Here is a 19,953-nt window from a genome sequence, read left to right as displayed (position 1 = left end):
TTCCGCTGACCCGCCCGGCGACCGCGTCCGGCCGGTCCGCGAGCCGGTGGGCGGGCCCGACCGCACGGGCCGGCTGGTCTGGCTCGCGCCGACACTGGCCACCCTGGCCGTCGTGCTGACCGGGATCGACCACGCGCAGCCGTGGCGCGACGAGTTGGCCACCTGGAGCGCGGCGAGCCGGTCGCCCGGGGAACTCGTCCGGCTCGCCGGCACCATCGACGCCGCCACCAGCCCCTACTACCTGTTCATGCACGCCTGGGTGGCCGTCTTCGGCGACTCGGTGACCGCGCTGCGGCTGCCCGCCACCCTGGCCATGGCCGCCACGGCCGGGCTGACCGCGCTCCTCGGGCAGCGCCTGCTCGGTGCCCGGGCCGGGCTGCTCGCCGGGCTGCTCCTCGCGGTGCTCCCGGGCACCTCGCGGTACGGCCAGGAAGCCCGCCCGTACGCGCTGGCCACCTTCCTGGCGGTGCTGGCGACCCTGCTGCTGGTCGAGGCGGCGGCCCGGCCCCGGTGGACTCGCTGGGCCGGGTACGCCGCCGCCGTGGCCGCGCTCGGGCTCACCCACCTGGTCGCGCTCACCCTGCTCGCCGCGCACGCGGTGGCGGTGCTCGCCGGCCGCCGTACGGGGCCGCCGAACCGCCCGCTGCGCTGGGCGCTCGCCCTGCTGCCCACCGTGCTGCTGCTGACACCGCTGGTGCTGCTCGCCAGGGAACAGCGTTCCCGGCAGCTCGGCTGGGTGGCGACCGCCCGTCCCGACGACCTGGCCGCGCTCGCGGGCGGGGTGGCGCAGAGCGGCGTGGTGGGCGGGGTGCTGGTGGGCCTCGCGGCGCTCGGCGCGGCACGGCTGGGCCGGCGCGCCCTGCTGGCCGGGCTCGCCGTGCTGCTGCCCGTGCTGCTGCTCTTCGCCGCGGGGCTGGCCGTGCCGCTCTGGGTGCCCCGGTACCTCGTCTTCGTGGTGCCCTTCGCCTGCCTGCTCGCCGGGGCGGCGCTGGCGACGGTGCCGCTGCCGCCCGCGCTGGCCGTCGTCGCCCTGGCCGGGCTCCTCGGGCTGCCCGACCAGGCGGCGCTGCGGCGTACCCACGAGTGGCCCCGCAGCGCGACGGTGGACTACCGGGGCGCGGCCCGGATCGTCGCCGACGGTCAGCGGCCGGGCGACGCGGTCGTCTACTCCCCCCGCCAGAGCTGGCTCTTCCTCGACCTGGGTCTCGCGTACCACCTGGGCGACCGTCGGCCCCGCGACGTGCTGGTGACGGAGGACCAGGCCCGCCGGGGCGACCTGTGGGCCGCCGAATGCGCCCACCCGGCCGGGTGCCTGGCCGGCGCGGAGCGGGTCTGGCTGGTCGTGGCCGGTCGCCGCGACGATCCGCTGGCCGCCGTCGCCGGCCCCAAGGGCGACGCGCTGCGCGCCGACTACACCGTCGTACGGGTCTGGCCGCGCCCGGGACTGACCGTCGCCCTGCTCACCCGCTGACCCACCCGCCCCGGCCTGCTCCCCCGCCCCGCGTTCCCCTAGCCTCCGTCCCGGCTCGATCGTTCGACGGTGAGCCGGTGTCGCGGGCGCTCCCAGGCCGGTTTCCCAGCAACTGATCATGGCGCCCGACGGCAGCGGCGACGGCCGCGGCAGCAGCGCGCGCCAGCGCCACCGGTGCTTCGGGTCAGCCGGGGCGACCCTCGGGGGCGTTGCGCACCAGTGGGACGACGAGCGTCGCCTCGGTGCCGCCCTTCGCGCCGTCGCGCAGCTCGATGGTGCCGCGCAGCTCGCCGGTGACCAGCGCCCGGACGATCTGCAGCCCGAGGTTGCCGCCCCGCTCGGCGTCGAAGTCCGGCGGCAGCCCGCGCCCGTTGTCGGTGACCGAGACGTGCAGCATCTTGCGGAACCGGTGCGCCGACAACACCACCTCCGGGGCGGGCCGGGCGGGTGACTCGGCCGCGGCCGGGGCCGGCGTTCCCGGGGCGGGCGCTGCGGGCCCGGTCGGGCCGGCGGACGTCTCGGTCTCGGGCGGGAAGCCGTGCTCGACGGCGTTGAGCAGCAGCTCGTTGAGCACCATCACCAGCGACGTGGCGACCTCGGCGGGAAGTACGCCGAAGCTGCCCTCGCGCCGCATGCCGACCGTGGCCTCCGTCGCGGCCACCTCCGTCGCGGCGCTGGCCACCCGGTCGACGATGCCGTCGAACTCGACCGCCTCGTCGCTGGACATGGAGAGGGTCTCGTGCACCAGCGCGATGGAGGCGACCCGGCGTACCGACTCCTCCAGGGCGACCCGGGCCTCCGGCATGGACACCCGGCGGGCCTGGAGCCGCAGCAGGGCCGCGACGGTCTGGAGGTTGTTCTTCACCCGGTGGTGGATCTCCCGAATGGTGGCGTCCTTGGTGATCAGGGCGCGGTCGCGGCGGCGTACCTCGGTGATGTCGCGGACCAGCACCAGCGCGCCGATCGGCACCCCGGCGGGCATCAGCGGCAGCGCCCGGGTGAGCATCGTCGCGCCGCGCGCGTCGATCTCCCGGCGGGGCGGCGCCTCGCCGCGCAGCGCGGCGAGGATGCCGTTCGCCGCGTCCGTGCCCTCCAACGGGTCGCTCGCCAGCCGGCGGTGCAGCGCCGCCAGGTCCTCGCCCACCAGGTGGGAGGCGTAGCCCAATCGCCGGTACGCCGACTGGGCGTTCGGGCTCGCGTAGGTGACCTTGCCGCCGGCGTCGAGCCGGACCAGCCCGTCGCCGACGCGCGGGGCCGACGTGGTCTCCCCGGGATGCCGCGGCGGCGGAAAGGTCCCGTCGGCGATCATCTGGGCCAGGTCGTCGGCGGTGGTGAGGTAGTTCAGCTCCAGCTGGCTCGGGGTGCGCGCGGTGGAGAGGTTGGTGTCCCGCCCCACCACGGCGATCACCTCGCCGGCCTCGCCGTCGATGGTGCGCAGCCGGACCGGGATCGCCTCGTGCCGGGCCGGCACGTCGCCGTACCAGACCGGGTCGCCCTCCCGCCAGATCCGGCCCTGCCGGTGGGCCACCTCCAGGTGCGCCACCTCGGGCCCGCCGACCATCCGCCCCACCTGGTCGTCCAGGTACGCGGTGGGCGCGGTCGTCGGGCGGACCTGGGCGACGCAGAGGAACGCCCCGTCACCGTCCACGGGCACCCAGAGCAGCAGGTCGGCGAAGGACAGATCGGAGAGCAACTGCCAGTCGCCGGCGATCCGGTGCAGGTGGTCGATGTCGGCCGGACGGAGGCGGGTGTGCTCCTCGGCGAGGTTGCGCAGCGTGGACACGCTGACCAGCGTGCCACGACGGGCGTCACATCGTCGCGGTGACCTTCTTCAGCCCGCGCGGCGCGTCCGGGTCCTCGCCCCGGGCGAGCGCCAGCGCCAGCGCCAGGCGCTGCAACGGCAGGATGTCCAGCAGCGGCGCGTACCGCTCGTCGACCTCGGGGACGGCCATCCGGGTGGCGCCCTCGACGTCGGCGGAGCCGACCACCACCACGTCGGCGCGGCGCTCGCCGAGGCGGGGCAGCACTTCGCCCATGGACCGGCCGCCCGGCCCGGAGCCGACCACGGCGAGCACCGGCACGTCCGGATCGGTCATGGCGAGGGGGCCGTGCAGCAGGTCGGCGCCGGAGAACGCGAGCGCCGGCAGGTAGGAGGTCTCCATCAGCTTCAGCGCGGCCTCGCGGGCGGTCGGGTACGCGTACCCGCGACCGGTGGTGACGAGCTGGCCGGCGAACCGGTAGCGGGGCGCGAGCTGGCCCGGGGTGGGGTCTTCCAGGGTGCGTGCGGCCAGCTCGGGCAGGGCGGCGAGCGCCTCGCGTTCGTCGGCGGGCAGCGCGCCGTCGCCGGCCCGGACGCCCTCGACGAGCATCAGCAGGGCGAGCAGTTCGGCGGTGTAGGTCTTGGTGGCGGCCACCGCGCGCTCGTGCCCGGCGGCGATGTCGACGCTCAGCTCGGCGACGCCGGTCAGCCGGGAGTCGGGCGCGTTGGTGACCGCGAGGGTCAGCGCGCCGGAGGCGCGGGCGGTCCGCAGCACCTCGGCGAGGTCGGGCGAGCCGCCGCTCTGGCTGACGCCGACGACCAGCGCGTCGGAGAGGTCCGGCCGGGCGCCGTAGAGGGTGACGACGCTGGGCGAGGCGAGGCCGGCGGGCAGGCCGAGGCGGATCTCGGTCAGGTAGGCCCCGTAGAGGGCCGCGTGGTCGGAGGTGCCCCGGGCGGTGAAGACCACGTGCCGCGGGCGGCGTTCCGCGATGACCGCCGCCACCCGGGCGATCGCCCCGGCGTGCTCGGCGGAGAGCAGCCGCTCGTAGCCCGCCGGCTGCTCGTCGATGTCGGCCGCCATGCCAGCCCCTGCACGCGTCACGGAAACTCCTCCCACTGCGCGATTGCCGCGCGTTTCCTGCTCAGTCTTGCACGTTTGAGTCGGACCGAGCAATCGAACGAGCAGTAGTGCGCAGATGATCACCATCTCGGCGCAACATCACCTAGGCTTGCCCGGCCCCACCGACCGACCAGCGAGAGGACGACGTGCCCGAGGACGACCGGTCGCTGTCCGCGGCGGAGGAACTTGCCCTGGCCCGCCTCGCCATGGACGACGGCGACCTGGCACACGCGGCCGGTCACGTCGCCGCCGCGCTGGCCCAGGCCCCGACCCTGCCCGAGGTGCACGAGACCCTCGCCCGGCTCGCCGCCGCCGACGGGGCGGGCGGCGTCGACCTCTTCCCGCTCCAGGGCCACGCCTTCGTCGGCGCCGTCGTGGCCCGCGCGCACCTGCTCGCCGCCGCCGGCCGGCCCGCCGAAGGGCTGGACCTGCTGGTCGCGGCGACCGGCCACGCGCCGGGGACGGACTGGGCCGGCGTGCCGTGGGTGACCACCCCGGAACTCGCCGAGCGCCTCGAACCGGGCCGGGCCGCCCGGATCCTGATGCAGGTCTGCGCCGCCGTGGCCGACCCGGTGCCCCGGGCCGGCCGGGCCACCCTCGCCCCCTACCTGGCGCTGGCCCGCAACGCGGTCACCGTCCACCCCGAGCACGGCCTGCTGCTGGGCGCGGCGTCCGCGCTGGCCCGGCGGGTCGGCGAGGTCGACCTGGCGATCCGCTGGGCCGCCCGGGGCGTACGCGCGGAGCCGTCGAAGATCGGCGAGGTGTGGCTCGGGTACGCGTACCGCAGCGCCGGGCGCACCCGGGAGGCGCTGGCGGCACTCGGTCGCGCCGTCGCGCACGACCCCGACGACCTCACCGTCTACGCCGACATCGCCGGCACGCTCGCCGACAACGGCCGGCTCGACGAGGCGCTCGACTGGATAGACCGGGCGCTGGCCCGGGACCCCTCCTTCGAGTGCGCCGTGCACACCGCACACCGGCTGCGGCACCAGCGCGACGGCGACGTGGCGCACCTGGTCGCGCTCGCCGACTTCGTCCGGGACCATCCCGACGACACGCACGAGCACGGCGACCTGGCCGAGAGCTGCCGGGGCCGGCCCTGGCTGGGACAGGTCACCCCGGCGACCGGGCCGGTGGTGGACGCGCTGCGCCAGGCCGTCACCGACGAGCGCGTCGGCCTCGGCGCCGTACGGCTGGACTCGCCCGCGCCGCCCAGCGCGCTGCGTACCGCCGCGGCGGCCGCGCCCGGGCTGCGCATCGAGGTGGCCGGCGTGCCCGACCCGGACCCGCGCGAGCCCCGGCGGGCGACCGCCCGGCAGCTCTGGCGCCACGACGGCACGACCGTCGTGCCCGCCGTGCCGGCGCCCTCGGCGGAGGCGGCGGCGCGGCTGCGGCAGCTCGCCCACCCGGCGTGGCCCCACCCGCCGGCGGCGTACGACGCGGCGGTGGGCCTGGCCACCCTGGAACTGGCCGACCTGCTCGGCCTGCTGGCGCACCCGCCGGAGGCGCCGCCGACCGCGCTGGGCCGGGTACTCGGGCAGGACCCCTCGCTCTGGGTGCGCTGCGTCCAGGTGTGGGCGTGCCTGGGCCTGCTGCACCACCGCACCGACGAGCCGTGGACGGAGTCGACCCGGCGCCGGGTCCTGCTGGACCTCGTCTGGGGGATCGAGGACTGGGTCACCGAGGCGGCCCTGTTCGCCCTGGTCACCGCCGCCTGGGTCGACCCGGCGGTACGCCCCGACGTGGCCCGGGTGGTGAGCGAGCGGTTGACCGACGTGGCGGCGGTCGCCCGGACCCGCCCGGTGCCGATCGCGCCGTCCCTGGCGCACCTGTCCCTGGCGAGCCCGGCCCTGGACCCGGAGACGGCGGCCCTGGCCACCGCGCTGGCGGCCACCGCCCCGGTCCCCCGGCCGCGTCCCCGCCTGCGTCGCCTCTGGGAGCGCCTCAGGCGCCGGTGAACCGTCGTCGCCGGCGGTTGCGGCGCCTCAGGCGCCGGTCAGTTCCAGCCGGAGGCCGAGCAGTCGCACCCCGTCCAGGGGCTCCCAGTCCAGCTCGGGCGTCCGCACGAAGCCGCGACGTCGGTAGAGCCGCTGGGCGGAGTCGGCGAAGCCGCTGCGGACGCAGATGACCACAGCGGAACAGTCCAGCTCGGTCGCCCGCGCCACGCACGCCTCGACCAGCGCCGCGCCGACGCCCCGCCCCTGCGCGGCCGGGTCCACCGCCAGCATCCGGAACTCCGCCTCACCCGCCCGGGACAGCTCGGCGTAGCGGGTGCCGGGCAGGACGAAGGTCACCGAGCCGAGCAGCTCACCGGTGGCGTCGTCGACGGCGACGAGCACCTCGCCGTCCCGGGCCCGGGACGCCACGTCGGCGAGCACGGCGGCGTAGCCGTGTTCGCCCTTGAGCTGGCCGTCCGCCTCGTACGCGGCGACCGTCAGCCGGGCCACCGCCGCGAAGTCGGCCGGCCCGGCCCGGCGGACCGAGAGGCCGGTCAATCGATCACCGCGATCAGGTCACCGTCCTGCACGACGTCGCCCTCGTTGACCGCGAGCTGCTTGACGACACCGTCGGACTCGGCGACGACCGGGATCTCCATCTTCATCGACTCCAGGATCACCAGCGTGTCCCCCTCGGACACGGTGTCCCCGGCCGACGCGACGACCTTCCAGACGTTCGCCACCATCTCGGCGCGGATCTCCTCGGCCATCTTCGGGGCCCTCCCTCTCGCGGTTGCCTGCCGACGTATCCAATCATGCGGGCGACCTCCGGCGGGCGTGGAGCGGCCCGGGCCGGGTGGATGATCGACTCCGGGGCGGGCCCGGCCGGTGCCGGGCCCGGCGCGGCGGGTGGCGGTCCTCCGGCGTGTCGGGCGGCGTGGCGTACGGCGGCGGCCCCGGCGGACGACGGCGGGTGCCGACCGCACTAGCATCAGCGGGTCGGACCCCGGCGCCGGGAGGACCGGTGCGTGCACCGGCGCCGAGATCGCGCGCAGGCGGGATCCGACCATCACGAGGAGGTCACCATGGCGAAGAAGGCCCGCAAGAAGAAGGCCCGCAAGAAGAGCGGCGCGAACCACGGCAAGCGCCCCAACTCCTGACCGGCGGCCGGGCCCCACGGCCCGGCGTCGACCAGTCGGCGCGGACGCCGGTGGCCCGGGTCGTCACGACCCGGGCCACCGGCGTTTGTTGTCTCAAGGGGGGCACCTACCCCGGTCGGCGGCCGCACCCGGACCGACTCAGTCGGCCAGTTCCTTCGACTCGGTGCTCTCGAAGACGACCAGCTCGGTGAGGCGCAGCCGCAGCCGCTCCCGCAGCTGGTCGGGCGCCGTCTCGTTGCCGCAGCAGCGGGCGACCAGCGCCCGCACCTCCTGCTCGATGCCGTACTCGCGCAGGCACGGCCCGCACTCGTCGAGGTGGTGCCGGATCAGCGTGCGCCGCTCCTCGGCGCACTCCAGATCCAGGTAGAGGTAGACCTCCGCGATGACCTCGCGGCAATCCGTCTCGTGCGGATCTCCACAGCTCATGTCAGACCTCCCGGCCGGCGGAAGCGGTCGAGCCCTTCTTCGACGCCGCGGCGCTGAAGCCCCGCTCGGCGGCGTACTGCTCGAGCAGCTTGCGCAGATTACGTCGGCCGCGGTGCAGACGCGACATGACCGTGCCGATCGGCGTGCCCATGATGTCGGCGACCTCCTTGTAGGAGAAGCCCTCGACGTCGGTGAGGTAGACGGCCAGGCGGAACTCCTCCGGCAGTTGCTGGAGGGCCTCCTTGACGTCGCTGTCCGGCAGCCGGTCCAGCGCCTCGGTCTCGGCCGAGCGCAGCCCGCTGGAGGTGTGCGACTCGGCCTCGGCGAGCTGCCAGTCGGTGATCTCGTCGGTCGGCGCCTGGATGGGCTGGCGCTGCCGCTTGCGGTAGGAGTTGATGTAGGTGTTGGTCAGGATCCGGTAGAGCCAGGCCTTCAGATTCGTGCCCTGCTCGAACTGGTGAAAGGCGGCGTACGCCTTCAGGTAGGTCTCCTGGACCAGGTCCTCGGCATCCGCCGGGTTGCGGGTCATCCGCAGTCCGGCAGCGTAGAGCTGATCGACGAAGGGCATCGCGTCCCGCTCGAAGCGGGCCCTGCGCTCGTCCGTCTTCTCGGTGGTCAACCGCACATCCCCTCGCGTCGGATGCTGTCCCGCCGAGGATACGCGTACGGACGTGCCCGCAGATTCACTTCCGGCGGGTGTGCTCGTACTCACCGCGGCCGGGCCGACCGGCGGCACCACCGCGGGCCAGTCCGGGCCGCCCAGCAGCCGTCGCAACTGCCGCGCTCCCCGCTCGTCCCGTTCCCGGACCCGCGTCTCGGTCGGCACCGGTCTCCCCCCTCGCCAGAAATGTCGTCCCGGGGGGTGCAACGCCCCCGGCGGGGCGGGACATTCCGCTGACCTCCCGTTCCTGGTCCCGGCGCCGGCACCGGCCGACGCTGGGACCAGGAAGGGCCTGGGAGGACCGGCGCCGCCCGCCCGAACCGGGCGTCCGGCGCCATCCGATGCAACGACCCGCCGCGGCAGGCGGACACGGCCCGCCGCGCGGCTCAGCGGCGCGCCCAGCCCTGCCCGCGCAACCAGTCGCGCACCACGGCGGCCGTGCCGGCCGGGTCCCCCCGCAGGTCGTGCCGCTCCCCCGGGCGGGTCATCACGTGCACCCCCGGCTCCGGCTGCGGCACCCCGAACGGGTCGCGGTCGCCGTTGACCACGAGGGTCGGCAGGCCGGTCGCCAGCTCCGCCGCGCGCGAGCGCTCCGGGCGGCCCGGCGGGTGCAGCGGGAACGCGAGCGCGACGACCCCGGCGGCGCCCACCGCCCGCGCGGTGCGGCACGCCACCCGCGCGCCGCTGGACCGGCCGCCCACCAGCAGGGGTACGCCGGGATGCCGCTGCCGCAGCACGGCGAGCACGGCGGTCCACGCCTCGTCGAGGTGCCCCGCCGGCGCCGGCGCACGCCGTCCGGCGACGCGGTACGGCTGGGTCACCCGGGCCACCACCAGCCCGGCGCCGACCGCCGCGTCCCGGAGCGCACGCAGGTCGGGGGCGTCGACGTCACCGCCCGCGCCGTGGCCGAGCACCAGCAGGGCGCTCGGCGCACCCGCCGGCAGGTCGGTGTCGACCCGGGCGGGCCCGCGCGGGGTGGAAAGGTCGTCGTCCTGGGGCACCGGCCCATTCTGCGGCGTCCGGGGCACGACGGGCAGCCGGCCCGCCGAGGTGGCGGGCCGGCTGCGACCGGTTCAGTCGACGGTCAGCTCAGCGGCACCAGGGTGAGCAGCCGGTCCCGGACCGGCGGACCCGCCTCGCGGGCGGCGTCCGGATCCGGTTGCACCTCGTCGCGCCAGGCGACCAGCATCGCCCGCCGCTCGCGCGGTGTGGTGCCGCCCCAGACCCCGTGGCAGTCCCCCACGTCCAGCGCCCAGGCCAGACAGGAGCCCTGCACGTCACAGCTGCGGCAGAGCGCGACGGCCGCGTCGGCCGGTTCGTTCGGCGCCGGAAAGAACGTCTCCGGGTCGACGTTCTGGCAGGTTCCCCTGGTGCGCCACGCCTCGTCCTGTCGCCGCTCCCGCAACGCCCGCAACAGCCGCGGATCCCGTCGTGCGGCGGCCACCTCGTGCGGCCGGGGCATACGTGCCCGTGTCATCCACCCACCTCCCCCGTGGGACCGGCAAGATCGGTGCGCGTCGTCCGCCCCGTGCGAATCGACACCCACTACCGGCGCTGTGTTGTATCGCACTTCCGGACACCGGGACAAGACTTCACGGCGAATATGGGTGAACGTCGGGGCGACGTTTCGCCCGCAACGCTGGCAAATCACACCCGACAATGTGTCGGAGTGTCAGAAGAGCGTCATCTCCGTCGGCGCGGCGGCCCGGGCGGGCGGGACCCTCTCGGTCAGCTGCGGCCCGTCGTTGCGCACGTCGCCGACCGCCGTGCCCACCGGGCGGATCTCCAGCGTCGCGAGCCAGTCGGGCGGCGGCGGCGCGAGCAGGCCCTCCGGCTCCTCGGTCGAGGCCAGCCACGCCGCCCAGCGATCGCGGGGCAGCAACAGCGGCATCCGGTCGTGCACCTCGGCCAGCTCGCCCGGCGCGGCGGTGGTGAGCACGCTGAAGGTCAGCAGCGGACCCCCGGAACCGTCCCAGACCGACCAGATGCCGGCGAAGGCGAGCACCGAGCCGTCCGACGGGGTCATGTAGTAGGGCTGCTTGCGCCCGTCCGCCGAGCGGACCCACTCGTACCAGCCGTCGGCGGGGACGAGGCAGCGGCGGCGGGCGAAGGCCCCGGCGTACGCCCGGCTGGTGGCGACCGTCTCGGCGCGGGCGTTGATCATGCGGGCGGCGCCCTTGGGCGACCGGGACCAGGACGGAACCAGGCCCCAGCGGCCGACCGACAGCGCGCGGTGCCCCTCCGGGCTGACCCGCACCAGCGGCACCGGGTCGGTGGGCGCGACGTTGTGGTCGGGGTCGACCCCGCCGCCGGTCTCGTCCTGGGACTCGAACAGCGCGCTCAGGTCGCCCGCGCTCCGGGTCGTCGCGTACCTCCCGCACATGCCGCACACGCTAACCCGCCGCGCGCCGCCCGGCTGTCCCGCTGACCGGGAGGACGCGCGCCGGCCGGCGTCACCCGCCGGCGGACGCGGCAGAATGTAACCGTGGGGAACCTGATCGCGACCCGGCCGCCGCAGCCGTGGACCGCTCCGACCGCCTCCGACCCGGTCGCGGCGACGCTGCGCCTGCCCGGGTCCAAGTCGATGACCGCGCGCGCCCTGGTGCTGAGCGCGCTGGCCGGCGGCCCGTCGACCCTGGCCGGGCCGCTGCGCGCGCGGGACACCGAGCTGATGGCCGCCGGGCTGCGCGCGATGGGCGCGCACATGTCGATCAGCGACGACGAGCGCTGGCTGGTCCGCCCCCACCCGCTGGTCGGCCCCGCGCACGTCGACGTCGGCCTGGCCGGCACCGTGATGCGCTTCGTCCCGCCGGTGGCGGGCCTGGCCGACGGGCGGATCACCTTCGACGGCGACCCGCAGGCCCGCACCCGGCCCCTCGGCCCGCTGATCGGGGCGCTGCGCTCCCTCGGCGCGCGCGTGGACGCCCCCGCCACCGGCAGCCTGCCGCTGACCGTGCTCGGCGCCGGGCGGGTGGCCGGCGGCGAGGTGGTGATCGACGCCTCCGCCTCCAGCCAACTGGTCTCCGGGCTGCTGCTGGCCGCGCCGCGCTTCGACCGGGGCGTGGTCGTCCGGCACGTGGGCCCGCCCGTGCCCTCCGCGCCGCACCTGCGGATGACGGTGCAGATGCTCCGGGCCGCCGGCGCGGCGGTCGACGACGGCACCCCCGACGTGTGGGTGGTCGAGCCGGGCCCGCTGACGGGGCGCGGCTGGCAGATCGAGCCCGACCTGTCGGGCGCCGTGCCGTTCTTCGCCGCCGCCCTGGTCACCGGCGGCGAGGTAACCCTCCAGGGCTGGCCGCGCAGCAGCGCCCAGCCCGTCGAGCAGCTCCGCACGCTGCTCCAGCGGATGGGCGGCGAGGTGACCCTCTCCACCGCCGGGCTGACGGTCCGGGGCACCGGCGCGGTGCACGGCCTGACCGCCGACCTCTCCGACGTCAGCGAGCTGACCCCGGCGCTCACCGCACTGGCCATGCTCGCCGACTCGCCGTCGGTGTTCACCGGCGTCGGCCACATCCGCGGCCACGAGACCGACCGGCTGACCGCGCTGGCGCGGGAGTTCGCCGCGCTCGGCGCCGACATCACCGAGTCCCCCGACGGGCTCGAGATCCGGCCCCGGCCCCTGCACGGCGGCGTGTTCGAGACCTACCACGACCACCGGATGGCGCACGCCGCCGCCGTGGCCGGCCTGGCCGTGCCGGGCATCGAGTTGAGCGACGTGGCGTGCACCTCGAAGACCATGCCCGAGTTTCCGGCACTATGGTCGGCGATGGTGACCGGCAAGAGCTGACACGACGGGGGGCGGGTCCTGACGACCAAGCGGCGGGAGTACGACGAGGACGACGTCCGGGTCCGGCCCGGCAGGTCGTCGCGCCCGCGTACCCGCACCCGACCCCGGCACTCCGACGCGGTGGACGGCTTCGTGATCGCCGTCGACCGGGGCCGCTACACCTGCGTGCCGCCCGACGCCGGGCCGGACGCGCCCCTGGTCACCGCGATGCGGGCCAGGGAGCTGGGACGCAAGTCGGTGGTGGTCGGCGACCGCGTCGGCCTGGTCGGGGACACCTCCGGCGCGGCCGGGGCGCTGGCCCGGATCGTCCGGATCGCCGAGCGGACGTCGGTGCTGCGGCGCACCGCCGACGACGACGAGACGACCGCCGAGGGGCGGCTGGAGCGGGTGGTCGTCGCCAACGCCGACCAACTGGTCATCGTCAGCGCGCTGGCCGACCCGCCGCCGCGCACCGGCTTCATCGACCGGTGCCTGGTGGCCGCGTACGACGCCGGCATCGAGCCGCTGCTCTGCCTCACCAAGGCCGACCTGGCCGGCCCCGAGGCGGTGCTGGACTACTACGCCGAGCTGGAACTGCCGTACGTGCTGATCCGCCCGGAGTCCGACCTCGACGCCCTGCACAGCCTGCTCGCCGGGCGGATCTCGGTCATGGTGGGGCACTCCGGGGTGGGCAAGTCGACGCTGGTCAACCGCCTCGTGCCGGACGCCGCCCGGGCGGTCGGCACGGTCAGCGCGATCGGCCGGGGCCGGCACACCTCCACGAGCGCGGTGGCGCTGCGACTGCCCCGGCTGCCCGACGACGACTCACGGCGACGCCGGCCCGGCGCGTCCGCCGCCGCGCCGCGCCCCGGGGCCGCCGCCGGCTGGATCGTCGACACCCCGGGGGTGCGCAGCTTCGGGCTCGCGCACGTCTCCGCCGACAGCCTGCTGCACGGCTTCCCCGACCTGGTCGAGGGGACGGTCGACTGCCCCGCCAACTGCCCGCACACGCCGGACGAGACCGCCTGTGGGCTGGACGCCTGGGTCGCCGCCGGCAAGGCCGACGCGCGGCGGCTGGCCTCGTACCGCCGGCTGCTGGCCTCCCGGTCGGGTGAGGGCGACGCGCGGGAGCCCGACCAGCGGAATCCGGGCGACCCGCTCGCCGGGTCCTGAAGCCGGCATCGCTACGGTCTAGGCATGCCCGGGTACGCCGACGACATCGCCCTCGCCCACCTGCTCGCCGACGCCGCCGACGCCGTCTCCACGGCCCGGTTCCGCGCGCTCGACCTGCGGGTCGAGGCGAAACCCGACCTGACGCCGGTCTCCGACGCGGACACCGCGGTGGAGCGGGAGATCCGGGCGCTGCTGGCCGCGCACCGGCCGGCCGACGGCCTGCTGGGCGAGGAGTACGGCGAGGAGCCCGCCAGCGGCCCGGACGGCCGCCGCTGGGTGGTCGACCCGATCGACGGCACGAAGAACTTCATCCGCGGCGTGCCCGTGTGGGCCACCCTGATCGCGCTGATGGAGTCCGACCGCCCGGTCGTCGGGCTGGTCTCCGCGCCGGCGCTCGGCCGCCGCTGGTGGGGCGCGCTCGGCGAGGGCGCGTACGCCGGGCCGGACGCCGCCGGTGGCGTGCCGATCCGGGTCTCCGCGGTACGGGACCTCGCGGACGCGAGCTTCTGCTACTCGTCGCTGACGGCGTGGGAGTCCGCCGGGCGGCTGGACGGGATGCTCCAGCTCATGCGGGACACCTGGCGCAGCCGGGCGTACGGCGACTTCTACGGCTACATGCTGCTGGCCGAGGGCGCGCTGGACGTGATGGTGGAGCCGGAGCTGTCGCTGTGGGACGTCGCCGCGCTGGTGCCGATCGTCACCGAGGCGGGCGGCACGTTCACCGACCTGGCCGGCCGGCCCGCCCCCTCGGGCGACGCCGGGACCGAGAGCAGCGCCGTGGCCAGCAACGGCGCGCTGCACGCCGACATCCTCGCCCGGCTGGGTCGGCCAACCGAGCACTGACCTCCGGCAGCCTCTATCCTCGCCAGGTGGTCTCCTCCGGTTGGTGCTTCCTCGCGGCCATGATCGTCGCGTACGGCGTCGCCAACCTGCTCCAGTCGGTGGCCGCAGCCCGGACCACCGTGCACCACACCTTCGACCCGGGGCTGCTGCTGCGGCTCGCGGGGCACCGCACCTATCTGGTCGGGCTCGGCTGCCAGGTGGCCGGGTTCGTGCTGGCCCTGCTCGCCCGCCGGGACCTGCCGCTGTTCCTGGTCCAGTCCAGCGTCGCCGCCGGGCTCGGGGTCACCGCCCTGCTCGGCGTGCTGGTGCTGAAGTGGCGGTTGCCGGCCGCCGAGGTGGCCCTGCTGGTGCTGCTGTTCGCCGGGATCACCGCGTTGGTGCTCTCCGCCGAGCCCGCGCCGGCCAAGCCGCTCGGTACCGCCGGCATGATCGCCCTGGCGGCGACGCTCGCCGTGATCGCCGTGATCGGCTTCTTCGCCGTACGCCTGCACGGGGCGCCCGGCTCGGTGGCGCTCGGCGCGCTGGCCGGGCTGGCGTTCTCCGCCGCCGCGGTGGCCGCCCGGCCCCTCGCCTCCGCCCCGACGCCGGAGGCGTTCGTCCAGGATCCGCTGCTCTACCTGCTGATCGTCCACTCGATCGTCGGTCAGCTGCTACTCGGCCTGGCCATGCAGCGCGGCTCGACCACGGCCGCCGTGGCGGCGATGGACGCCGCCGGGGCGGTGCCCGCCGCCATCGTCGGCCTGCTGCTGCTCAACGACAAGATCTGGCCCGGGCGGGAGTGGCTCGCCGCGGTCGGGTTCCTGGTCACCCTCGCGGCGGTCATCGGTCTCACCCGGTACGCCGAACCCCAGCACCACCACGCGGTCGCCCGCGAACGGGACCGGGGCATGGTGGGCGCCGGAGCGCCCGGCGGCCCGCTCTGAGGACCGCGGGGCCTCCGGTCGCCTCGACCCGGCCGGCCGGCGCATCCGGCCCGTCAGGCCGCCTCGGACCTCAGGCCGCCTCGAACCGATCGCCCGTCAGGCCGCCTCGACCGGCTTGCGGCGGCTCACCACCCGCTCGTAGAGGCGCTCCAGCGCGCCCGCCGTCCGTTCCCAGGTGTAGCTGCACCGCACCCGGTCCACGGCGGCGTGCCCGTACGCGAACCGTCCGGCGTTGTCGGCGAGCAGCCGGCGCAGCGTCACGCCCAGCGCGCGGACGTCGCCCGGCGGCACCAACCGGCCGGTGACCTCGTCGACCACCGCGTCGGCGATCCCGCCCATGGAGTAGCCGACCACCGGCACCCCGCAGGCCATCGCCTCCAGCGACACCCGGCCGGCGGAGGAGTAGTGCGGGGTGCAGGCGACCACGTCCGCCGAGCGGTACCAGGTGGCCATCTGTTCGTGCGGCACCGCGCCCACCAGCTTCACCTGGTCGGCCACCCCGCTCCGCTCGGCCAGCTCGCGCAGCCGCCGGGCCTCGGCGTGGTTGCCGAGCTGCCCGACGGGCGGGCCGCCGGCGATCACCAGCTCGGCGTCGCCGACCAGTCGCATGGCCCGGATCAGGTCCTCCTGACCGTGCCCGGGCGAGAGCCCGCCGACGGAGAGGATCCGGGCCCGTTGGTCGCGGGGGGCGGCCTCGCCGTCGGGATGGAACTGCGCGATGTCGACGCCGGCCGGCACCATCGCCACGGAGGCGCGTTGCAGCCCCATCCGGGTCAGCTCGTCGACCTCGTCGTTGCACTGGGCGACCGCGATGTCCACCGCCCGGGTCAGCGCCCGCTCCAGCGGGATCCGCTCCCCCGGCCCGTCGTACTGCCGGCCGAGGTGGCGCAGCTGCTCGACGCCGAGGGAGTGGAACGTCTGCACCACCGGGATGTCCGTCTCGCGGACCGCGTGCGCGGCGGCCAGCCCGCCGACCCAGTAGTGCCCGTGCACCACCTCGGGATGCCAGTCGCCCGTCCACCGGTCGGCAAGCCAGGCGCCGAACGCGGACACGTGCGGCACCAGTTCGGCGGTGGGCAGCGGGGCGGCCGGGCCGATCGGCACCCGCTCCACCCGGTACCCGTCGACCGTCGCCGTCTCCGGCAGGCCCGGGTCGTCGCGGCGTTCGTACACCCGGACGTCGTGGCCCCGCGCGGCGAGTTCGGCGGCGACCCGGGCGATGTGCTGGTGGGTGCCGACGGTCAGGCCGTCGGTGCCCCTGGGTGGGCCGGCGTGCGCGCAGACGAGGCCGACGCGCATGGGTCACCTCCATGCGATCTTCTCAAGCGGTGGTCCTCGGTCAGAGGGTCCCATTAACCGAACCCCCGGGAGCCGAAACCTGGCAGATCGGGAAGAGCCCGGCGGGTGCTTGCGCGACGGCAACTGTCCGGGACGCCGACACGCCGCGCCCGGGGCCACGACTTTCCGATCCCCGTCGGCCGCATGACCCCTGCCGACGGGGGTACGGGCGAAGAATGCCTCTGACCCGCAGCCTCGCCGACGCCGTCGTCGTGCTCACCGGTGCCTCCAGCGGCATCGGCACAGCCACCGCGTACGCCCTCGCCCGGCGCGGCACCGCCGTGGTGCTGGCCGCCCGCAGCGAAACCGCGCTGGAGGAGGTCGCCGTGCGGTGCCGCGAGCTGGGCGGGCAGGCGCTGGTGGTGCCGACCGACGTGACCGACCCGGCGGCCGTCGAGCGGCTCGCCGCCCGCGCGGTCGCCGAGTTCGGCCGGATCGACGGCTGGATCAACAACGCCGCGGTCGGCGCGGTCGGGCTCTTCGACGAGATCCCGGTGGAGGAGTTCCGCCGGGTGCTGGAGGTGAACCTGCTCGGCGCCGCGTACGGCACCCGGGCCGCCCTGCCCCAGCTGAGCGCGGCGGGTGGCGGGGTGCTGATCAACAACGCCTCGGTGCTGGCCGAGGTGGCGATGCCCTACCAGTCGGCGTACAACGCCGCGAAGCACGGCATCCGCGGGCTGGCCGACACGGTCCGTCAGGAGATGCGGGTCACCGGGCGGGGCGACATCTCCATCTGCACGGTGCTGCCGGCCACCATCGACACCCCGTTCTTCCGGCACGCCGCCAACCACAGCGGCCAGGAACTGGTGCCGCCACCCCCGGTCTACCCGCCGGAGGTGGTGGCCGAGACGATCGTCCGGCTGCTGCGCCGCCCGAGGCGCGAGGCGTACGCCGGCGGGGCCGCCCGGCTGATCGGCCTCCAGTGGCGGCTCGCCCCGGCGATCGCCGAGCGGGTCCTCGGCTGGTACGCGCACCGCACCCAGTTCGGGCCCGCCCCACGGCCCGAGAGCACCGGCAACGTCTTCCAGGCCGATGCGGCGGCGCAGCGCGAGGGCGGCTGGCACGGCCGGCGACGGCATCTGGTGCGGATGACCGCCGCCTTCGGGCTGGCGGCGGCGGGGACGGCCGTCGGGACGGTGGCCGCGATGACCCGCCGCGCGCGAACGGACCGCTGATGTCGGGGGCCGAGCGGTCGGGTGCGCGGTCCGGGCCGGCGGTGCACAATGAGGCGATCATGGCGACCGACGCGCGCTGCCGGGTGGATGCGGACGGGGCATCCGGGGTGCTTCGGCTGACCGGGACGCTCGACCGCTCCGGTGTCGACGTGGTGCGCGACGGCCTGCTCGCCCGGTTCTGCGGCCGTCCCGGCCCGGTGGTCGCCGACCTCACCGCCCTGCAGGTGGCCGACCCGGCGGCCCGGGACGTCTTCGCCGAGGTGCACCGGGAGGTGCGCGACTGGCCCGCCGCCGACCTGCTGCTCTGCGATCCGACCGGCGCCGTCGAGGGGGTGCCGGCCTGGCCGACCCTGGCCGGGGCGCTGGCCGGGCTGGCCGCCGCGCCGCCGGCCGCGGTGGTCGAGACCTACCTTCCCCCCGTCGTCGAGGCGGCCCGGCAGGCCCGGCAGCTCGTCACGGAGGGGTGCGGGCGGTGGGGCATGTCCGAGCTGATCGAGCCGGCCTGCATCGCGGTCACCGAGATGGTGAACAACGTGGTCGCCCACGCGCACACTCCGATGACGGTCCGCCTGGCCCCCCGGGACGGCACGCTGCACCTGGCGGTACGCGACCACTCGCCGCGGCAGCCGGCGTTCACCGGGCAGGCGCCGCTGGACACCGCGGGCGGGCGCGGCCTGCTGCTGATCGACACCGTCGCCCGCAGCTGGGGCAGCAGCCGGGTGCCGGACGGCAAGGTCGTCTGGTGCGTGCTGCACGCCGACGACGAGACGCCCGCCCAGCACGGCTGACCGTCGCCCCGATTTCTGCCCCGCCGTCCCCCGACGTGCCGCTTCCGCCCGGATGGCCACGGGCGGCACCGGTTATGCCGGGAGGGCAGTGGGTAGTGATCAGCCATGCGCGACGACGAGTACCCGACCCCCGTGTCCGACCCCGAGGCGGAGGGCCTGCCCGACACCGCCGACGACGACTCGACCGCCAACGACGACGTCCTGACCGGGCGCGAGGCGGACGGCCCGGACCCCGCCCAGCTGCCGGGCGACCGGACGCCGGTAGCGGTGGACCGGTACGGGAACACCGCCGAGGAGCAGCTGGACGGCGAGTCGCTGGACTACAAGCTCGACCGGGAGCAGCACGAACGCCCGGCCGACGACCCGCTCGCCGGCCCCGTCGACCCGGACATCGCCGCCGAGGCCGACAGCGAGGAGGCGGCGGCGCAGGCCCAGCTCGACGCGGACGTCATCGACCCCGGCCCCACCTCCGACCCGGACTCGCCGGTGTCCCTCTACGACCACGGCAAGCTCGGCGGCGTCAGCGACGGCCAGGTGGGCCGGCTCGTCGAACCGGACGAGGGGGCGCACACCGACCAGGAGACCGACTCGGTGGCGTACGACGCCGGTTCGGCCGGCGGCGGCGCGAGCGCCGAGGAGCTGGCCATCCACGAGACGCGACCGCCGCACTCGGTCTGAGCCGGCCGGGGGCCGTCGGGGAACCCTTCGGGGGCGGTTCCCCGACGGCCCTCAGTCGTCGAGGCCCCGTTCGATCGCGTACCGGGTCAGCTCGACCCGGTTGTGCAACTGGAGCTTGCCGAGCGTGTTCTGCACGTGGTTCTGCACGGTGCGGTGGGCCAGCCCGAGCCGCTCGGCGATCTGCTTGTAGGACATCCCCTTGGCGACCAGGCGCAGCACCTCGGTCTCCCGTTCGGTGAGCCGGGGTGCCGGGCCGGTGCCCCGGGCGTCGGGTCCGGCGGCGGGGTCGGCGCCGCCCGGGTCGGCCGCGAGCCGGCGGTACTCGCCGAGGACCAGCCCGGCCAGGCCGGGCGTGAAGACCGGCTCCCCCGCCGCCGTCCGGCGCACCGCCTCCAGGAACTCCGCCGGGGCGGCCGACTTGACCAGGTATCCGGTGGCGCCCGCCTTCACCGCGTCGAGCACGCTCTGCTGCTCGCCGCTGGCCGAGAGCATCAGCACCCGCACCTCCGGCAGCACGGCGCGCAGCCCGCGGACCACCTCCACCCCCGAGACGTCCGGCAGTTGCAGGTCGAGGACCACCACGTCCGGCCGGGCGGCGGCCGCGACGCGCAGCGCCTGCCGGCCCTCCCCACTCGCGGCGACGACGACGTGGCCGGCCTCGGTGAGGTCCCGGGCCACCCCCTCACGCCACATCGGGTGGTCGTCGACCACCATCACCCGTACGCCTGTCACGGC

At 75.9% G+C, this 19,953-nt stretch carries 21 protein-coding genes; 10 read left to right on the top strand and 11 right to left on the bottom strand.

Translation table 11 applies throughout. The annotated features are described in order from the left end of the window. Positions 1-46: 46 nt before the first annotated feature. Positions 47-1,471 (top strand): glycosyltransferase family 39 protein, encoded by a 1,425-nt coding sequence (locus ACFHW0_RS06080; RefSeq protein WP_416606162.1) that lies wholly within the window; start codon positions 47-49, stop codon positions 1,469-1,471. 184 nt (positions 1,472-1,655) lie between these two features. On the opposite strand, the gene ACFHW0_RS06075 is transcribed toward ACFHW0_RS06080, so the two are convergent. Together ACFHW0_RS06075 and ACFHW0_RS06070 are read right to left on the bottom strand one after the other, a co-directional pair. Then, a complete protein-coding gene (locus ACFHW0_RS06075) occupies positions 1,656-3,254 on the bottom strand; it encodes a histidine kinase N-terminal domain-containing protein (RefSeq protein ID WP_416605998.1) in 1,599 nt (532 codons plus the stop codon). Positions 3,255-3,279: 25 nt separating this feature from the next. After that, positions 3,280-4,311, bottom strand: a complete 1,032-nt coding sequence (locus ACFHW0_RS06070; protein ID WP_416606160.1) for an SIS domain-containing protein — start codon at positions 4,309-4,311, stop codon at positions 3,280-3,282. Positions 4,312-4,556: 245 nt separating this feature from the next. Here ACFHW0_RS06070 and ACFHW0_RS06065 point away from each other — a divergent pair, with 245 nt between their 5' ends. Then, the gene (locus ACFHW0_RS06065) at positions 4,557-6,308 is read left to right on the top strand and encodes a tetratricopeptide repeat protein (RefSeq protein ID WP_416606158.1); all 1,752 of its coding nucleotides are present in this window, start codon (positions 4,557-4,559) and stop codon (positions 6,306-6,308) included. 27 nt (positions 6,309-6,335) lie between these two features. On the opposite strand, the gene ACFHW0_RS06060 is transcribed toward ACFHW0_RS06065, so the two are convergent. Together ACFHW0_RS06060 and ACFHW0_RS06055 are read right to left on the bottom strand one after the other, a co-directional pair. Continuing rightward, entirely contained in the window at positions 6,336-6,845 is a 510-nt protein-coding gene (locus ACFHW0_RS06060) for a GNAT family N-acetyltransferase (RefSeq protein WP_416605996.1), read from the bottom strand. Beyond that, positions 6,842-7,057 (bottom strand): biotin/lipoyl-binding carrier protein, encoded by a 216-nt coding sequence (locus ACFHW0_RS06055; protein ID WP_088973021.1) that lies wholly within the window; start codon positions 7,055-7,057, stop codon positions 6,842-6,844. Before ACFHW0_RS06055 ends, ACFHW0_RS06060 begins: the two co-directional genes overlap by 4 nt. A 315-nt stretch (positions 7,058-7,372) precedes the next feature. Here ACFHW0_RS06055 and ACFHW0_RS06050 point away from each other — a divergent pair, with 315 nt between their 5' ends. Further along, the gene (locus ACFHW0_RS06050) at positions 7,373-7,447 is read left to right on the top strand and encodes a 50S ribosomal protein bL37 (RefSeq protein WP_369700219.1); all 75 of its coding nucleotides are present in this window, start codon (positions 7,373-7,375) and stop codon (positions 7,445-7,447) included. Between the two features lie 138 nt (positions 7,448-7,585). On the opposite strand, the gene rsrA is transcribed toward ACFHW0_RS06050, so the two are convergent. The 5 genes from rsrA to ACFHW0_RS06025 form a co-directional block, all read right to left on the bottom strand. Next, a complete protein-coding gene (gene rsrA, locus ACFHW0_RS06045) occupies positions 7,586-7,873 on the bottom strand; it encodes a mycothiol system anti-sigma-R factor (RefSeq protein WP_121399690.1) in 288 nt (95 codons plus the stop codon). Position 7,874: 1 nt separating this feature from the next. Further along, positions 7,875-8,699, bottom strand: a complete 825-nt coding sequence (locus ACFHW0_RS06040; protein WP_121399691.1) for a sigma-70 family RNA polymerase sigma factor — start codon at positions 8,697-8,699, stop codon at positions 7,875-7,877. A 221-nt stretch (positions 8,700-8,920) separates the two neighbouring features. Beyond that, the gene (locus ACFHW0_RS06035) at positions 8,921-9,535 is read right to left on the bottom strand and encodes an alpha/beta family hydrolase (RefSeq protein ID WP_416605995.1); all 615 of its coding nucleotides are present in this window, start codon (positions 9,533-9,535) and stop codon (positions 8,921-8,923) included. An 83-nt stretch (positions 9,536-9,618) separates the two neighbouring features. Beyond that, a complete protein-coding gene (locus ACFHW0_RS06030) occupies positions 9,619-10,011 on the bottom strand; it encodes a WhiB family transcriptional regulator (RefSeq protein ID WP_366639444.1) in 393 nt (130 codons plus the stop codon). Between the two features lie 195 nt (positions 10,012-10,206). Beyond that, a complete protein-coding gene (locus ACFHW0_RS06025; protein WP_416605994.1) occupies positions 10,207-10,917 on the bottom strand; it encodes an SOS response-associated peptidase in 711 nt (236 codons plus the stop codon). 102 nt (positions 10,918-11,019) lie between these two features. Here ACFHW0_RS06025 and aroA point away from each other — a divergent pair, with 102 nt between their 5' ends. The 4 genes from aroA (at position 11,020) to ACFHW0_RS06005 (ending at position 15,239) form a co-directional block, all read left to right on the top strand. Further along, positions 11,020-12,321 carry a 3-phosphoshikimate 1-carboxyvinyltransferase gene (aroA, locus tag ACFHW0_RS06020; protein ID WP_416605993.1) on the top strand — a complete coding sequence of 434 codons (1,302 nt, stop codon included), beginning with the start codon at positions 11,020-11,022 and terminating at the stop codon, positions 12,319-12,321. Positions 12,322-12,486: 165 nt separating this feature from the next. After that, the gene (gene rsgA / locus ACFHW0_RS06015; RefSeq protein ID WP_416606155.1) at positions 12,487-13,473 is read left to right on the top strand and encodes a ribosome small subunit-dependent GTPase A; all 987 of its coding nucleotides are present in this window, start codon (positions 12,487-12,489) and stop codon (positions 13,471-13,473) included. A gap of 24 nt (positions 13,474-13,497) precedes the next feature. Next, entirely contained in the window at positions 13,498-14,316 is an 819-nt protein-coding gene (hisN, locus tag ACFHW0_RS06010; RefSeq protein ID WP_416605992.1) for a histidinol-phosphatase, read from the top strand. A 59-nt stretch (positions 14,317-14,375) separates the two neighbouring features. After that, a complete protein-coding gene (locus ACFHW0_RS06005) occupies positions 14,376-15,239 on the top strand; it encodes a hypothetical protein (RefSeq protein WP_416606154.1) in 864 nt (287 codons plus the stop codon). Positions 15,240-15,335: 96 nt separating this feature from the next. Here ACFHW0_RS06005 and ACFHW0_RS06000 read toward each other — a convergent pair whose 3' ends face one another. After that, on the bottom strand, positions 15,336-16,538 hold the full coding sequence (locus tag ACFHW0_RS06000) for a glycosyltransferase (protein ID WP_416605990.1): 1,203 nt from the start codon (positions 16,536-16,538) through the stop codon (positions 15,336-15,338). A 215-nt stretch (positions 16,539-16,753) separates the two neighbouring features. Between ACFHW0_RS06000 and ACFHW0_RS05995 the strand changes: the two genes are divergently transcribed. From ACFHW0_RS05995 to ACFHW0_RS05985, 3 genes are all read left to right on the top strand, one after another. Next, the gene (locus ACFHW0_RS05995; RefSeq protein WP_416605989.1) at positions 16,754-17,752 is read left to right on the top strand and encodes an SDR family oxidoreductase; all 999 of its coding nucleotides are present in this window, start codon (positions 16,754-16,756) and stop codon (positions 17,750-17,752) included. 59 nt (positions 17,753-17,811) lie between these two features. After that, positions 17,812-18,540 carry an ATP-binding protein gene (locus tag ACFHW0_RS05990; protein ID WP_416605988.1) on the top strand — a complete coding sequence of 243 codons (729 nt, stop codon included), beginning with the start codon at positions 17,812-17,814 and terminating at the stop codon, positions 18,538-18,540. 105 nt (positions 18,541-18,645) lie between these two features. Next, the gene (locus tag ACFHW0_RS05985; RefSeq protein ID WP_416605987.1) at positions 18,646-19,218 is read left to right on the top strand and encodes a DUF5709 domain-containing protein; all 573 of its coding nucleotides are present in this window, start codon (positions 18,646-18,648) and stop codon (positions 19,216-19,218) included. Between the two features lie 51 nt (positions 19,219-19,269). On the opposite strand, the gene ACFHW0_RS05980 is transcribed toward ACFHW0_RS05985, so the two are convergent. Continuing rightward, entirely contained in the window at positions 19,270-19,932 is a 663-nt protein-coding gene (locus ACFHW0_RS05980) for a response regulator (protein WP_416606153.1), read from the bottom strand. Positions 19,933-19,953: the final 21 nt, after the last annotated feature.

This window comes from Micromonospora sp. LOL_025 (assembly GCF_048060285.1).
Lineage (GTDB): Bacteria > Actinomycetota > Actinomycetes > Mycobacteriales > Micromonosporaceae > Micromonospora.
Note: the sequence above shows the minus strand (reverse complement) of the source record. Positions and strands in the feature narration are given on the sequence as shown.

Coding starts and splice junctions, on each gene's coding strand:
- ACFHW0_RS06070 (WP_416606160.1), bottom strand. CDS start 4,311: ATGGCGGCCGACATCGACGAGCAGCCGGCGGGCTACGAGCGGCTGCTC.
- ACFHW0_RS06065 (WP_416606158.1), top strand. CDS start 4,557: ATGGACGACGGCGACCTGGCACACGCGGCCGGTCACGTCGCCGCCGCG.
- ACFHW0_RS06055 (WP_088973021.1), bottom strand. CDS start 7,057: ATGGCCGAGGAGATCCGCGCCGAGATGGTGGCGAACGTCTGGAAGGTC.
- rsrA (WP_121399690.1), bottom strand. CDS start 7,873: ATGAGCTGTGGAGATCCGCACGAGACGGATTGCCGCGAGGTCATCGCG.
- ACFHW0_RS06030 (WP_366639444.1), bottom strand. CDS start 10,011: ATGACACGGGCACGTATGCCCCGGCCGCACGAGGTGGCCGCCGCACGA.
- ACFHW0_RS06025 (WP_416605994.1), bottom strand. CDS start 10,917: ATGTGCGGGAGGTACGCGACGACCCGGAGCGCGGGCGACCTGAGCGCG.
- hisN (WP_416605992.1), top strand. CDS start 13,498: ATGCCCGGGTACGCCGACGACATCGCCCTCGCCCACCTGCTCGCCGAC.
- ACFHW0_RS06005 (WP_416606154.1), top strand. CDS start 14,376: ATGATCGTCGCGTACGGCGTCGCCAACCTGCTCCAGTCGGTGGCCGCA.
- ACFHW0_RS06000 (WP_416605990.1), bottom strand. CDS start 16,538: ATGCGCGTCGGCCTCGTCTGCGCGCACGCCGGCCCACCCAGGGGCACC.
- ACFHW0_RS05995 (WP_416605989.1), top strand. CDS start 16,754: ATGCCTCTGACCCGCAGCCTCGCCGACGCCGTCGTCGTGCTCACCGGT.
- ACFHW0_RS05990 (WP_416605988.1), top strand. CDS start 17,812: ATGGCGACCGACGCGCGCTGCCGGGTGGATGCGGACGGGGCATCCGGG.
- ACFHW0_RS05985 (WP_416605987.1), top strand. CDS start 18,646: ATGCGCGACGACGAGTACCCGACCCCCGTGTCCGACCCCGAGGCGGAG.
- ACFHW0_RS05980 (WP_416606153.1), bottom strand. CDS start 19,932: ATGGTGGTCGACGACCACCCGATGTGGCGTGAGGGGGTGGCCCGGGAC.